The sequence below is a fragment of the Aggregatibacter segnis genome (assembly GCF_003130075.1).
Taxonomy (GTDB): Bacteria; Pseudomonadota; Gammaproteobacteria; order Enterobacterales; family Pasteurellaceae; genus Aggregatibacter; species Aggregatibacter segnis_A.
The window spans coordinates 1-13,987 of the sequence record NZ_NRCW01000010.1 but is presented as its reverse complement, the minus strand read 5'-3'; the positions used below and the strand labels follow the sequence as shown (position 1 = coordinate 13,987).

General features: G+C 41.8%; 13 protein-coding genes and 2 pseudogenes. 10 read left to right on the top strand and 5 right to left on the bottom strand.

The features are described 5' to 3' along the window. Positions 1 to 7: 7 nt before the first annotated feature. The 3 genes from lptB to rapZ are packed head-to-tail and all read left to right on the top strand — an operon-like array spanning position 8 to position 2,150. Positions 8 to 733 (top strand): LPS export ABC transporter ATP-binding protein, encoded by a 726-nt coding sequence (lptB, locus tag DK415_RS09045; protein ID WP_109433352.1) that lies wholly within the window; start codon positions 8 to 10, stop codon positions 731 to 733. Between the two features lie 3 nt (positions 734 to 736). Then, complete coding sequence (gene ptsN, locus DK415_RS09040; protein ID WP_109433351.1) at positions 737 to 1,267, top strand: PTS IIA-like nitrogen regulatory protein PtsN; 531 nt, start codon at positions 737 to 739, stop codon at positions 1,265 to 1,267. A gap of 25 nt (positions 1,268 to 1,292) precedes the next feature. Then, on the top strand, positions 1,293 to 2,150 hold the full coding sequence (rapZ, locus tag DK415_RS09035) for an RNase adapter RapZ (RefSeq protein WP_109433350.1): 858 nt from the start codon (positions 1,293 to 1,295) through the stop codon (positions 2,148 to 2,150). A 1-nt stretch (position 2,151) separates the two neighbouring features. Here the strand turns inward: rapZ and xseA are convergent, their stop codons facing one another. From xseA to DK415_RS09575, 4 genes and pseudogenes are all read right to left on the bottom strand, one after another. After that, a complete protein-coding gene (gene xseA / locus DK415_RS09030) occupies positions 2,152 to 3,486 on the bottom strand; it encodes an exodeoxyribonuclease VII large subunit (protein WP_109433349.1) in 1,335 nt (444 codons plus the stop codon). 15 nt (positions 3,487 to 3,501) lie between these two features. Next, positions 3,502 to 4,692 carry a ribosomal protein uL16 3-hydroxylase gene (locus DK415_RS09025; RefSeq protein WP_109433348.1) on the bottom strand — a complete coding sequence of 397 codons (1,191 nt, stop codon included), beginning with the start codon at positions 4,690 to 4,692 and terminating at the stop codon, positions 3,502 to 3,504. 23 nt (positions 4,693 to 4,715) lie between these two features. Next, positions 4,716 to 5,009 carry an RnfH family protein gene (locus DK415_RS09020; RefSeq protein WP_006717277.1) on the bottom strand — a complete coding sequence of 98 codons (294 nt, stop codon included), beginning with the start codon at positions 5,007 to 5,009 and terminating at the stop codon, positions 4,716 to 4,718. Further along, positions 5,002 to 5,109 (bottom strand): annotated as a pseudogene (locus DK415_RS09575) (type II toxin-antitoxin system RatA family toxin); the annotation flags it as partial. The gene DK415_RS09020 and the pseudogene DK415_RS09575, both read right to left, overlap by 8 nt. Before the next feature lie 368 nt (positions 5,110 to 5,477). Here DK415_RS09575 and DK415_RS09010 point away from each other — a divergent pair. After that, positions 5,478 to 5,894: an EamA family transporter gene (locus tag DK415_RS09010; protein ID WP_109433347.1), complete on the top strand. Its 417-nt coding sequence runs from the start codon at positions 5,478 to 5,480 to the stop codon at positions 5,892 to 5,894. A gap of 85 nt (positions 5,895 to 5,979) precedes the next feature. Here the strand turns inward: DK415_RS09010 and gap are convergent, their stop codons facing one another. Continuing rightward, positions 5,980 to 6,984 carry a type I glyceraldehyde-3-phosphate dehydrogenase gene (gap, locus tag DK415_RS09005; RefSeq protein WP_109433346.1) on the bottom strand — a complete coding sequence of 335 codons (1,005 nt, stop codon included), beginning with the start codon at positions 6,982 to 6,984 and terminating at the stop codon, positions 5,980 to 5,982. A gap of 238 nt (positions 6,985 to 7,222) precedes the next feature. Here gap and gmk point away from each other — a divergent pair, with 238 nt between their 5' ends. From gmk to murI, 6 genes and pseudogenes are all read left to right on the top strand, one after another. After that, positions 7,223 to 7,849 (top strand): guanylate kinase, encoded by a 627-nt coding sequence (gene gmk / locus DK415_RS09000; RefSeq protein ID WP_109433345.1) that lies wholly within the window; start codon positions 7,223 to 7,225, stop codon positions 7,847 to 7,849. A gap of 64 nt (positions 7,850 to 7,913) precedes the next feature. Next, the gene (gene rpoZ, locus DK415_RS08995) at positions 7,914 to 8,180 is read left to right on the top strand and encodes a DNA-directed RNA polymerase subunit omega (protein ID WP_048748994.1); all 267 of its coding nucleotides are present in this window, start codon (positions 7,914 to 7,916) and stop codon (positions 8,178 to 8,180) included. Between the two features lie 46 nt (positions 8,181 to 8,226). Beyond that, positions 8,227 to 10,350, top strand: coding sequence for a bifunctional GTP diphosphokinase/guanosine-3',5'-bis pyrophosphate 3'-pyrophosphohydrolase (gene spoT / locus DK415_RS08990; protein WP_109433344.1), 2,124 nt, complete (start codon positions 8,227 to 8,229; stop codon positions 10,348 to 10,350). Then, positions 10,351 to 12,432 (top strand): ATP-dependent DNA helicase RecG, encoded by a 2,082-nt coding sequence (gene recG / locus DK415_RS08985; protein WP_109433343.1) that lies wholly within the window; start codon positions 10,351 to 10,353, stop codon positions 12,430 to 12,432. After that, a pseudogene (locus DK415_RS09560) lies at positions 12,425 to 12,923 on the top strand (chorismate--pyruvate lyase family protein). Before recG ends, DK415_RS09560 begins: the two are co-directional and overlap by 8 nt. A gap of 30 nt (positions 12,924 to 12,953) precedes the next feature. After that, a complete protein-coding gene (murI, locus tag DK415_RS08975; protein ID WP_109433342.1) occupies positions 12,954 to 13,790 on the top strand; it encodes a glutamate racemase in 837 nt (278 codons plus the stop codon). Positions 13,791 to 13,987 lie beyond the last annotated feature (197 nt).

Sequence of the window (13,987 nt, the reverse complement as noted above, 5' to 3'; positions counted from 1 at the left end):
ATAAAAGATGCCGATTCTGTATGCTGAAAATTTAGCGAAAAGCTATAAAAACCGCCAAGTGGTTTCTGATGTCAGTTTAACGGTGCATTCAGGCGAAATCGTTGGCTTATTAGGCCCGAATGGTGCCGGTAAAACCACTACCTTCTATATGGTGGTGGGATTAGTGAATCATGATCAAGGCAAGATTCGCATTGATGATGAGGATATCAGTCTGTTGCCAATGCATAACCGCGCACAAAAAGGTGTTGGTTACTTACCGCAAGAAGCCTCTATTTTTCGCCGTTTAAGCGTGTATGAGAATTTGATGGCGGTATTGGAAATACGTAAAGATTTGACCGCACTTCAACGCCAAGAAAAAGCAGATGAGCTGATTGAAGAATTTAATATCGGACATATTCGCGATAGTTTGGGGCAATCTTTATCCGGTGGTGAACGTCGCCGCGTAGAAATCGCACGTGCTTTAGCCGCCAATCCCAAATTCATTTTATTGGATGAGCCTTTTGCCGGCGTCGATCCAATTTCCGTGATTGATATTAAGAAAATTATTAAAGATTTACGCGATCGTGGTCTTGGCGTGTTAATTACCGACCATAACGTACGTGAAACCTTAGATGTGTGCGAACGGGCTTACATTGTAAGTTCAGGCAAGATGATTGCAACCGGTACACCAACTGAAATTATGAATAACAAATTGGTTAAAGACGTTTATTTAGGCGCCGATTTCCAACTGTAATCTATGAAATTTACTGAGTTATTAACGCCGGAAACCATTCGTCAAGGAATGATTTCTTCCAGCAAAAAACGAGTTTTTGAGTCCATTGCACGTATCGTGGAAGAACAATTACACATGGAAAATGGCGAGCAATGCTGTTTTGATTGTTTGTTTACCCGTGAGAAATTAGGCAATTCCGGTTTAGGTGGTGGGGTTGCCATGCCAAAAGGGAGACTGCCTAATGGTGGCAAACCGATAGGTGTATTTATTCAATTAGAAAGCCCTATTGATTATGAAGCTGCAGATAAACGTGAAGTCGACTTAATTTTCGCAGTATTGGTCCCGGAAAATATGTGTGGCGATTACATTCAGTATTTGCCAACGTTGGCTGAGAATTTAGTGGATAAATCTTTGTGTAAACAACTGCGGGCGGCAAAAAGTGCGGACGAAATTTGGGGCGTTTTTTCACATTATGATCAATGCGAGTCGGAAGAAATAGAGGCTGATGAGGAAGATTCTGCTTCATTAGCACCGGAATCCGGTTCTGAAGAATAAAGAAAAATGGTTTAACGGGGGAATTATGGAAATTATCATTATTAGCGGTCGTTCCGGTGGTGGAAAATCCGTTGCATTAAGAGCCTTGGAAGATATGGGCTACTATTGCGTAGATAATTTGCCATTAGATTTGGTTCCGCAATTAATCAATATTCTTTCTGTTAATCAACACGCTGTTGCGATTAGTTTGGATATTCGTAATTTGCCAACGTCACCTTCAGTATTGGAAAAGACGATTGCGCATATTCAACAAGAACATAACGTTAAAATCATCTTTTTGGATTCCGATAAAACAACGTTAGTTCGTCGTTATAGCGACTCTCGCCGTTTACACCCCTTATCCACGCAAGATCTTTCTCTGGAAGCCGCTATCGACGAAGAAAGTAAACATCTTGATCCATTGATTCAACAGGCAAATATCATCATTGATACAGGATCCTTGTCCACTCATGAATTGGCCGAGCGTTTACGCGAATTTTTGCGCGGGCATTCCGATACGGAATTGAAAATTGTAGTGGAGTCCTTTGGTTTTAAATACGGCATTCCGTTGGATGCGGATTATGTTTTTGATGTCCGTTTTTTACCTAATCCCCATTGGAATCATGCACTAAGACCAATGACAGGTTTGGATCAGCCGGTGGTAGAATTTCTCGAAAAACACAATGAAGTGCATCAATTTATCTATTTAACCCGTTCTTATATTGAAACTTGGTTGCCGATGTTGGAGCAGAATAACCGCAGTTATTTGACCATTGCGATTGGTTGTACCGGTGGTAAACATCGTTCCGTCTATGTTGCCGAACAATTGGGCAAGTATTTCCAAGATAAAGGCAAAAACGTCAGTATTTTGCACCGCTCTTTGGAAAAGCATAAAAAACAATAAGTTATTTTTTCTCGATTTGGCTGATTTGGCTGATGATTTCACCATCAGTCAAACGTGTTCTTATTTGCTCCCCAATCTTGACCTCATTAATCGATTTAATCGTGCCATACTTGGCGTTTTGCGTAATGGAGTAGCCACGCGCCAACACTTTCAATGGACTTAAACTGTCTAATTTTCCACATAAATGGGCTAGCTGTTTTTGCTGAAGTCCCAGCTTCAAATTCATTTCAGAATTTAACCGCACTTTGAGTTGCGCCACTCGCTGTTCGTGCTGTTGTACTCGTAGTGGCAGCGGATTTTTATATAATCTGGTAGAAAGTGCGGTCAGATTTTCTGCCGTTTTTTGCCAACGATGGTACAAGCTTTGTTGTAAACGATGGCGTAATTGTGTGATTAATTGTTGTTGAATGCGGAGCTGTGATTGCGGATGACGATGCTGTAAACGCAAGGAGAGGTGTTGTAAGTGTTGCTTTTTCTCGGCAAAGATTCGATCTAAAGCAATTTCAATTCGTTGCTGACGATATTGTAATTGTTGTATCAATTCTGCTTGGTTACGACTGACGAGCTCTGCTGCAGCGGAAGGCGTCGGGGCACGTAAGTCGGCAACGAAATCAGCGATAGTCACATCAGTTTCATGCCCTACTGCACTGATGATGGGAATGGCTGAATGGAAAATGGCGCGCGCCACTTTTTCTTCGTTGAAACACCATAAATCCTCTAAGGAGCCACCACCGCGTCCAACAATGAGCACATCGACTTCTTGCCGTTGATTAGCAAGTTGAATCATCTGCGTAATTTCAGTTGCCGCATCTTTACCTTGTACCGCCGTTGGATAAATGATGACTTTCAGACTTGGGTCACGACGCTGCAAAATATGTAAGATATCTTGCAGCGCCGCACCGGTTTGAGAGGTAACAATTCCAACCGCCTTGCTAAAGTGCGGTAGTTTTTTTTTGTGATTTTGAGCGAATAATCCTTCTGCCGCGAGCTTTACTTTTAATGCTTCAAACTGCTGCATAAGCAAGCCATCGCCGGCGAGGTGCATGCTTTCGATAATCAGTTGATAATCACCGCGTGGCTCATACAAACTGACGGAAGCACGCACCAACACTTGCATGCCATTGGTTGGACGAAAGCTCACGCGCAGATTTTTCATGCGGAACATGGCGCAACGCACTTGGGCATTTTCGTCTTTTAAACTCAAATACCAATGACCGGAAACCGGCTGGGTAAAATTAGAAATTTCCCCAGTAAGCCAAACCTGCCCAAGTTGATTTTCTAACATCAAGCGTACAGATTGGTTCAGCTGACTGACGGAATAAATATTATCGCTCATTCTCTTTATTGTTTTTTAGTGCTCATGCAATAGTGCCCAGCCGTCATCCAGCCAGTTACAAATACTGTCAAAGAGCGCATGAAGAGAAAGTTCTCCGTCTTTTTCAATCAATTGAGTTAGGAAAGCGTAATCAACGTTTTCGCCATCGGCTAATTTTTTCAGTATTTCAGCCTCAGCGTGGTTTAACTCATCCAGCCATTCGCCATTGGCGTAAATACGCAACGGGTTTTCCGTATAAACTAATTTGCAGTTGTTATCTTGTTGCAATTTTCCGCCTAACTCAAAGATTTCGGTAACATCATCAAGATCAGTGAATTCGCCAACGTCTAGTAATTCATAACGTCTTTGACTTACTGTGGTTGCCAAAGCATGTTGGAACAGTTGATTAAATTGTTTGGATTGAGACAGTTGTTGCAAGAATTGGCGTTTTAATTCCTGTACTGTTGCTGTGTCGAGTTTGCCGGTATTTTGGACTTCGGGTGTTAAACGGAATGGGATATTCAGCTCACTCACGTCTAGATTTGGATGACAAAGGTTACGTTCTAAGTTGTCAATTAATTCGCTCGTGTTTGGGTAACGTAAGCCGAAAGAAACCGTTAAGCAATCATCTTGTGCCACACCGTAATGGGAGAGTCGGGAAGGCACATAAAGTACATCTCCTGGCGCCATTACTTCATCTAAAATTAATTCACCCATATCATCAAAAATACGAATAGGTTGATTAGGTTTAAATTCAGTTGTTGGTTCGCACCATTTACCCAATTGCCAACGGCGATGCCCGTAAGCCTGCACAAGGAAAACATCGTATTCATCGTAATGTTTCCCAACGGATCCGCCTTGCGGCGCAAAGGACACCATAATGTCATCGCGCTGCCATTGTGGAATAAAACCGAATTTATTCCACAAACTACCAAGTTGTGGTGACCATTGTTCCAAGTTTTGGACTAAAACAGACCATTTCTCCGGCATGTTTGTAAAGTCTTCTTCAGATAACGGAGTGGTGAACAGTTCCCAATTATCTTCGCTATGTTGCTTGATTAAACGAGCGACGACTTCTTCTGTTTGGGCGAGTTCTAAAATGTCATCAGGTTCTAATTGACCTACAATTTCTGGCAATCCGCTACGAATTAAGAGAGGTTTTTTTTGCCAGTAATCACGTAAGAAAATTTCTGGGGTAATATCTTGGGGTAAGCAGAATTTGCTCATATACATTCCTTCTTTGTGTTGTGCTATTTTTTCTTGGCCTGTTCTTCTGCACGTTTGCGCCGAATTTCTTTTGGATCAGCTAAAAGCGGACGATAGATTTCAATGCGATCTCCCTCTTTTAATTGATCGTTTAATTTTACAGGGCGGCTAAAAATACCAATTTTATTGGTGCGTAAATCAATGTCATTGAATTGTTGTAAAATACCGGATTGCACAATCGCTGTTTGTACCATTGTACCCTCATCAACGCTAAATGTTTTTAGATAATGATGATCGGGGAAGGCATAGGTAATTTGAATATTAATTTTATTAGCCATAAATTAATTTTGCTCTTGGTTTTAAGATATCAATCATTATAGATAAATGGGTGAAAATTTGACCGAAAGAAAATGTTACTGACGGAGTTGAAAATTCGATCATGTAGAAATTAATTTTTTCATTCTATGTTGCTGGGGCTTTTTGCTTTATGGCAAATTCAAATGATGGTCAATTCACTGCATTTTATTGATTGATTTTCCTCCATTGTATTACAGGTCGTAAACTTTTGTCGAATGTCTACGGTGTCTATTTACAATTCACTGCCAAATTTCACCGCACTTTAATGTGATATGCGTCCGTTGATGTTATTCAAACAGCAATTTGAGAAGATATCAATTGTCTATAACGCAATAAATTTCTTGTGTTATGAATACCTAGAAATTAACAAGAATTATTAGGAAAAATTGGTATATAAAAAAAGACACTATATTATAGGCAGAGTGTTGAGAAAACATGAGGAGATTGAAATGAATTGGGTTTGGTTTGCGATAGGCTCCGCATTTTTTGCAGGATTGACCGCGATTTTAGGAAAGTTAGGTGTTGAAGGATTAAACAGTAATTTAGCCACATTTATTCGTACCGTAGTAATTTTATTTGTTGTCATAACAATTATTTCAATACGAAATGAATGGCAATTGCCTCAACATATTGCTGCTAAACCGGTAATTTTTCTTGTGTTGTCTGGGGTTGCCACCGGGCTTTCTTGGCTTCTATATTATCGAGCTTTACAACTTGCGCCGGCTTCTTGGGTTGCGCCTATTGATAAATTAAGCGTGGTAATTGCGATTATATTAGGGGTAACTCTTTTAGGTGAACCACTTAGTATGAAATTGCTTGTTGGCGCAGGGTTAATTCTTTCCGGCGTGTTGGTGTTAGCATTGTAAAACGCCCTGAAAAACGACCGCACTTTTAGTATCATTCATAAAAATAGCTCCCATTGGGAGCTATTTTTATGTTGAGTGTAAAGAATTAGCCTTTGTAGTTGTAAATGTGAGCAACTAAGTCTAATACTTTGTGTGAATAACCGGTTTCGTTATCGTACCAAGAGACAAGTTTTACGAAGGTGTCGGTTAATGCGATACCTGCTGCTGCATCAAACACAGAAGTGAATGAGCAACCGTTGAAGTCGGTAGAAACAACCGCATCTTCCGTGTAGCCTAAAACGCCTTTCATTTCGTTTTCAGAAGCGCGTTTTAATTCTGCACAGATTTCAGCGTAAGTTGCCGGTTTTTCAAGGTTAACGGTTAAGTCAACAACAGATACGTTTGGTGTAGGAACACGGAACGCCATACCGGTTAATTTACCGTTTAATGCAGGGATAACTTTACCTACTGCTTTAGCTGCACCGGTAGAAGATGGGATGATGTTTTGTGCCGCACCACGACCACCGCGCCAGTCTTTAGCAGATGGACCGTCAACGGTTTTTTGTGTCGCTGTGGTTGCGTGAACAGTGGTCATTAAACCGTCTTTGATACCGAATTTGTCGTTGATAACTTTGGCTAATGGTGCTAAGCAGTTAGTTGTACAAGACGCGTTAGAAACGATGTCTTGACCTTTATAAGCATCAAAGTTTACACCGCGTACGAACATTGGGGTACTGTCTTTAGATGGACCGGTTAACACCACTTTTTTCGCACCTGCAGTGATATGTTTACGAGCAGTTTCATCCGTTAAGAATAAACCGGTTGCTTCAACAGCGATATCAACACCGATTGCGCCCCAGTTAAGGTTTGCCGGATCACGTTCAGCTGTTACACGGATAGTTTTGCCGTTTACCACTAGGTTGCCGTTTTTCACTTCAACAGTGCCATCGAAACGGCCATGAGTTGAATCGTATTTCAACATGTAAGCCATGTATTCAACGTCGATTAAGTCGTTGATACCTACAACTTCGATGTCATCACGATGTTGTGCTGCGCGGAATACGATACGGCCGATACGACCGAAACCATTGATACCAATTTTAATTGCCATAAGATTTCACCTTATATTTTTAAGTTAAACGAAAAGGTTAAATTCGGTAGAAATGAGAAAATATCCGCCTACCAATTTTGTGTGAGATTATAGCACGCTTTCCCAACCTTGAGAAAGTATCTGTTCTCAGATAAATAGAAAAACACGCTCAAAAATTCTGTAAAAAATGACCGCACTTTTGCTGATTTTTTATTGGGTTAGAGGCATAATAAACAAAATTATTGACGAGAGAATCATTATGTTACAAGGCAATTTATATATTATCTCTGCGCCGAGTGGTGCTGGAAAATCATCGTTAATCGCAGCGTTATTGAAACAAAACAATCTGCATCAAATGATGGTGTCCGTTTCTCATACTACCAGACAACCCCGTCCGGGTGAGGAGGAGGGCGTGCACTATTATTTTGTTTCTCATGATGAGTTCGAAAATTTAATCGAACAAAATGCATTCTTGGAATATGCCAAAGTTTTTGGTGGCAATTATTACGGCACTTCTTTATTTGCTATTGAAGAAAATTTAGCCAAAGGGATTGATGTGTTTCTTGACATCGATTGGCAAGGCGCACAACAAATCCGTGAAAAAGTCCCTAATGTAAAAAGCATTTTTATTTTGCCTCCGTCTTTAGATGAACTGGAAAATCGTTTAATTGGGAGAGGGCAAGACAGTGCGGAAGTGATTGCTGACAGAATGGCAAAAGCCATCAGTGAAATTTCCCACTACAATGAATACGATTACGTCATCGTGAACGATAGTTTTGAGCAGGCGCTGGCTGACTTACAGGCAATCTTGCGCGCAGAGCGATTAACCTTGACGCATCAGCAGCAAGAAAATCAAGGCTTGATCGAACAATTGCTGGAAAAATAAGGCATGTTTTAGTATCATGTCCGCCCTTTAGATTCATATTATATTTAGCAAACTGGAGTAATTTATGGCTCGTGTAACCGTGCAAGATGCAGTAGAAAAAATTGGTAACCGTTTTGATTTAATTTTAACCGCTGCCCGTCGTGCAAGACAATTACAGCTACATGCGCGCGAACCTTTGGTGCCGGAAGATAACGACAAACCAACCGTAATTGCGTTGCGTGAAATTGAAAAAGGCTTGATTAATAACGAAATTTTAGATGCTCAAGAACGCCAAGAACATTTGGCGATGGAAAGAGCTGAAGTGAACGCCGTTTCTTTATTATCCGAATAAAGTGCGGTCAAAATTAACCACGTTTTTTTAATTAGGCGGGTGTGTTTTGTATTTATTCGAAGGTTTACATCATATTATTCAGGGGTATTTGCCACCTGAGCAAATTGAATTGGTTAAACGTGCATTTGTGATTGCTCGCGATGCACACGAAGGACAAGCACGCTCTAGCGGTGAGCCCTATATCACCCATCCTGTCGCCGTGGCGTCTATCATTGCTGGAATGCGATTAGATCATGAAGCTGTTATGGCGGCTTTGTTACATGATGTCATTGAAGATACGCCTTATACCGAAGAACAGTTGAAAGATGAATTCGGCGCCAGTGTGGCCGAAATTGTTGAAGGTGTATCAAAGCTCGACAAACTCAAATTCAGAACGCGTCAAGAAGCGGAAGTGGCGAACTTCCGCAAAATGATCCTGGCAATGACCAAGGATATTCGCGTCGTTCTTATCAAACTTGCCGACCGTACCCATAATATGCGCACGCTTGGCGCATTGCGCCCTGATAAACGTCGTCGTATCGCTAAAGAAACGTTAGAAATTTACGCCCCTCTAGCGCATCGTTTGGGTATCGAACACATCAAAAATGAACTGGAAGATCTTGGCTTTGAAGCCATGCATCCGCAGCGTTATGCCGTTCTGCAAAAAGTTGTGCAAATCGCACGCGGAAATCGTAAAGATATGATTGAGCGTATTTCTGCAGAAATTAAAGGTCGATTAGACGATGTGGGCATTCAAGCGCGTGTTTTTGGACGTGAGAAGCATCTCTATGCCATTTACCAAAAAATGCGCTTAAAAGATCAGCAGTTTCATTCCATTATGGATATTTATGCGTTCCGTACCGTCGTGGATAATTTGGATACCTGCTATCGCGTCTTGGGGCAAATGCACAGTCTTTACAAACCGCGTCCGGGGCGGGTAAAAGATTACATTGCTGTGCCAAAAGCGAATGGTTATCAGTCTTTGCATACGTCGATGATTGGTCCACACGGCGTACCCGTGGAAGTGCAAATTCGTACCGAAGAAATGGACCAAATGGCTGAAATGGGCGTGGCGGCACATTGGGCTTATAAACAAGGTGGACGCAACGACAGCACAACGGCACAAATTAAAGCGCAACGCTGGCTACAAAGTTTAATCGAGCTACAACAAAGTGCGGGTAACTCGTTTGAGTTCATTGAAAGTGTAAAATCCGAATTCTTCCCGAAAGAAATTTATGTTTTTACCCCGAAAGGGCGGATTGTTGAGTTGCCGAAAGGCGCAACACCGGTCGATTTTGCTTACGCGGTGCATACGGATATAGGAAAAAACTGTATTGCTGCAAATGTGGATCGCAAGCCGTATCCATTATCTCAGGCGTTGGAATCCGGACAAACCATTGATATTGTCACTTCACCGAATGCGAAACCGAATGCCGCATGGCTGAATTTTGTGGTTACCGCCAAAGCCCGTTCAAGTATCCGTCATGCATTGAAAAATTTACGTCATGATGAAGCCGTTGAATCCGGTAAACGTCAACTCGTACATGCCTTAAATCCAATCAAATTAGATGATCTCAACCCTGAATATGTACGAAATGTATTGATCGATCTTAAATTAGCCGATTTGGATGATTTATTTATGGAAATCGGTTTAGGTAACCAAATGAGCAGCGTGATCGCGCACCGCTTGTTAGGGGAATCTATCGAAATTGATACGGATGGCAATCCGGACAACAATAGCAGTCCATTAGAAATCAATGCGAATGGCGGTTTGTTGACCACATTTGCACAGTGTTGTCATCCGGTACCGGGTGACCCGATCATTGCCTACGCCAGTCCGGGTAAAGGTTTAGTCATCCATCATGAAGCCTGTTCGAATTTGAAAGATCGTAAAGATAACCCAAAACATTATATGTCTGTTGATTGGGAAAAAAGTAGCGCTCAACTTGAATTTGAAGCGGAACTTCGCATTGAAATGCTCAACCAACAAGGCACATTACCCCATCTGATGTCTGCCATTTCGTCTATGGACAGCAATATCCAAAGCATTTGGACAGAAGAGCAGGAAGGGCGTTTGTATCAAATCGTCGTGCTTTTGACGGTTAAAGATAAAAAACATCTCGAACAAATTATTCGTAAAATTAAAGCTATTCCTGAATTAATCAGCATTGAACGTAACATTAATCAATAAATGAATACCCAATTATTAGATGCGATTCCGCTTACAGCCATTTCCGGTGTTGGTGCCGCGATAGCGGAAAAGTTAGGCAAATTGGGTATTTTTAATTTACAGGATTTGCTATTTCACCTTCCCCTTCGTTACGAAGATCGCACCCGAATCACGCCTATTGCCGATTTACAGGCTGACCAGTACGCCACGATTGAAGGCGTAGTCCAAAGTGCAGAGGTGCAATTTGGTCGTCGTCCGATGCTTATGGTTTACCTTTCTGATGGCACATCCAAATTAGCATTACGTTTTTTTAACTTTAATGCCGGCATGAAAAATAGCCTACAGCCAGGCGCTCGGGTGAAAGCTTTTGGCGAAGTACGTCGTGGGCGTTTTATGGCAGAGATTCATCATCCTGAATATCAAATTATTCATGATAATAAGCCTCTCATTTTGGCGGAAACGCTAACGCCTATTTATCCTGCCACAGAAGGATTAAAACAAACGTCATTGCGTAAACTTATCGCTCAGGCTCTACAGGTATTGGAAAAAACACCATTAGCGGAATTATTGCCAACGGAGTTTAATCCGCATCCTTTTGATTTGAAATCGGCAATTCAGTTTTTACACAATCCGCCGCCGGATGTTTCGTTGGCCACCTTAGAAGAGGGCAAACACCCTGCACAACAGCGCCTAATCTTTGAAGAATTGTTGGCATATAATCTCGCGATGCAAAAAGTGCGGTCGGGAATTCAAGCAAATTTAGCCGAGTCTTTAACACCTCGATCCAATTTAAAACAACGTTTTTTAGCTCAGTTGCCTTTCCAACCAACGAAGGCACAGCTGCGGGTGACGGAAGACATTGAGCAAGACATCGCTCAGACTTACCCGATGATGCGGTTGGTGCAGGGGGATGTAGGATCCGGTAAAACTTTGGTCGCGGCACTGGCGGCGTTGACGGCAATCGATAATAGCAAACAAGTGGCGTTAATGGCACCAACGGAGATTTTGGCGGAACAGCATGCTACAAATTTCCGCCGTTGGTTTGAGCCGCTTGGTATTCAAGTCGGTTGGTTGGCAGGAAAAGTCAAAGGGAAGCAACGCACTGCCGAGCTGGAAAAAATAAAAAACGGTACGGTTCAAATGGTGGTGGGGACACACGCCCTATTCCAAGATGAAGTCGCATTTCATAATCTGAGTTTGGTGATTGTGGATGAGCAACATCGTTTTGGCGTACACCAACGTTTAATGTTGCGTGAAAAAGGCAATCAAGCAGGTGTTTATCCTCACCAACTTATTATGACCGCCACGCCAATTCCACGCACATTGGCCATGACTGTATATGCCGATTTGGACACCTCAATTATTGACGAACTGCCACCCGGACGAACACCGATCACGACCATTGCTATTTCTGAAGAACGTCGTGCGGAAATTATCGAGCGGGTTAATGTAGCTTGCACACAGGAAAAACGGCAGGCTTATTGGGTTTGTACCCTGATTGATGAATCGGAAGTGCTGGAAGCTCAGGCCGCGGAGGCGGTAGCAGAAGATCTTCATAAAATCTTACCGCACTTGCGTATTGGCTTAGTCCATGGGCGGATGAAACCAAGTGAAAAACAAGCCGTCATGGAGCAATTCAAGCTTGCCGAGCTAGATTTGTTAGTTGCCACCACAGTGATTGAAGTCGGCGTGGATGTGCCAAATGCCAGTTTAATGATCATTGAAAATGCTGAGCGTTTAGGGCTCTCCCAGCTTCATCAGCTTCGCGGACGTGTGGGGCGAGGAAGTACCGCCTCTTTTTGTGTCTTGATGTATAAACCGCCACTGGGCAAAATTTCGCAAAAACGTTTACAAGTCATGCGTGACACGCAAGATGGCTTTGTCATTTCCGAAAAAGATTTAGAAATTCGTGGCCCGGGCGAAGTGCTTGGTACGAAACAAACCGGCATAACCGAATTCAAAGTGGCAAACCTCATGCGTGATCGTAAAATGCTTCCAACCGTCCAATTCTATGCTAAACAATTAATACAAAAATATCCGCAAACAGCAGAATTATTGATTCGCCGTTGGCTGAATAATCGTGAGATTTATAGCAATGCCTGATTCGATTTTTGCTCGTTTAACTTGGCAACCCGAAGATGCGCCAGAGGTTTAACATATTCCTTTTCCCATCCAGCATTGGCTATTTGAAAAAGGATCTCTGACCGCTAGATTGAAGCAACGGTGCCATCAATTTGAGGTGAAAGTGCGGTCGGAAAAATGGATAGAAAAAAACATTTGAAAATGAGACCGCACTTTTGCCCGGGGGACTTTACTGGTGTCGTGAAGTGGTATTGCATGGTGATGGAAAACCTTGGGTAGAAGCGCGCACGTTAATTTCTAAAGCGTTATTCACCGATTATCAATCACTGTCCACATTAGGTGATAAGCCGATTGGGGAATGGCTTTTTGCATTGTCGTCGCAACGGTTGGGGACTCAATGGGCACAAGATTCGGCAGGTGGTTTATATGCACGCCGTTCGCTATTCTTAGTGCAAGAAATGCCGTTGCTCATTAGCGAGCTTTTCCTTGAGAACAGCTTGATAAGCGAATAAAATTACGCAAATTTTTATATAAAATGACCCATGAATATTCAATCCAAACCGACCATTCTTTTTTTTGATTCAGGCGTTGGAGGCTTGAGCGTATATCAGGAAGTTAAACAGCTTTTGCCTGATTATCATTATTTATATTGTTTTGATAACGCTTATTTTCCTTATTCTGAAAAGCCTGAAGAGGGTATTGTTGAGCGTACGTTAAAAATTTGCCAACGCATCGACAACATGTATCCCTTAGATCTTATTGTTATCGCCTGTAATACGGCAAGTACGGTGGTTTTGCCGGTATTGCGTAAACATTTTTCCATTCCTATTGTTGGTACGGTACCGGCGATTAAACCTGCGGCAGAACAAACGCAAACCAAGCATATCGGATTGCTTGCTACTAAGGGAACGGTAAAACGTCAATATTTATCGGATTTAATTGATAAATATGCCTCTTTTTGTCAGGTTGAGAAAATTGGTAGTACAAAATTAGTGGAGTTGGCAGAGCTCAAGTTGCATGGATATCCTATTGATTTAAATGAGATAAAAGCAGAATTGAGCGAATGGGAAAATATACCTAATTTAGACGCTGTCGTGCTAGGTTGTACGCATTTCCCGTTGATCAAATCTGAAATTCAGCAATGTTTACCGCAAGTTAAATATTTTATTGATTCCGGCGCGGCAATTGCGAAACGGGTGAAATCTTTACTTAAAGACGTAAAAGTGCGGTCAAAAAATCAAATGAATTCTCAAGTATTTTGTACTAAGCCGCTTGTAAAAGAAGATAGCCTATTAGAGCTTATTCATTCATTGGGGTTTGACAAATTAACTTTATTGGATTTTGATAGCGAAATTTTGTGCGATTCTGACAAAAAATAATCAATTAAAAAATATTTTGCAAAAAAAACGTAAAAAGGGGTTGCAAGGTCGTGATAAATGCCTATAATACGCCCCCACAACGACGCGCCGTTGTAAAGCATAAAACCGCGCGTCGTTTTTTGTTCTTTAACAATCAATCAGACAAACTGTGTGGGCACTTGAAGATTCGTTTTTATCATTAAAGATTTTAAAATTGA

Coding starts and splice junctions, on each gene's coding strand:
- lptB (WP_109433352.1), top strand. CDS start 8: ATGCCGATTCTGTATGCTGAAAATTTAGCGAAAAGCTATAAAAACCGC.
- ptsN (WP_109433351.1), top strand. CDS start 737: ATGAAATTTACTGAGTTATTAACGCCGGAAACCATTCGTCAAGGAATG.
- rapZ (WP_109433350.1), top strand. CDS start 1,293: ATGGAAATTATCATTATTAGCGGTCGTTCCGGTGGTGGAAAATCCGTT.
- xseA (WP_109433349.1), bottom strand. CDS start 3,486: ATGAGCGATAATATTTATTCCGTCAGTCAGCTGAACCAATCTGTACGC.
- DK415_RS09025 (WP_109433348.1), bottom strand. CDS start 4,692: ATGAGCAAATTCTGCTTACCCCAAGATATTACCCCAGAAATTTTCTTA.
- DK415_RS09020 (WP_006717277.1), bottom strand. CDS start 5,009: ATGGCTAATAAAATTAATATTCAAATTACCTATGCCTTCCCCGATCAT.
- DK415_RS09010 (WP_109433347.1), top strand. CDS start 5,478: ATGAATTGGGTTTGGTTTGCGATAGGCTCCGCATTTTTTGCAGGATTG.
- gap (WP_109433346.1), bottom strand. CDS start 6,984: ATGGCAATTAAAATTGGTATCAATGGTTTCGGTCGTATCGGCCGTATC.
- gmk (WP_109433345.1), top strand. CDS start 7,223: ATGTTACAAGGCAATTTATATATTATCTCTGCGCCGAGTGGTGCTGGA.
- rpoZ (WP_048748994.1), top strand. CDS start 7,914: ATGGCTCGTGTAACCGTGCAAGATGCAGTAGAAAAAATTGGTAACCGT.
- recG (WP_109433343.1), top strand. CDS start 10,351: ATGAATACCCAATTATTAGATGCGATTCCGCTTACAGCCATTTCCGGT.
- murI (WP_109433342.1), top strand. CDS start 12,954: ATGAATATTCAATCCAAACCGACCATTCTTTTTTTTGATTCAGGCGTT.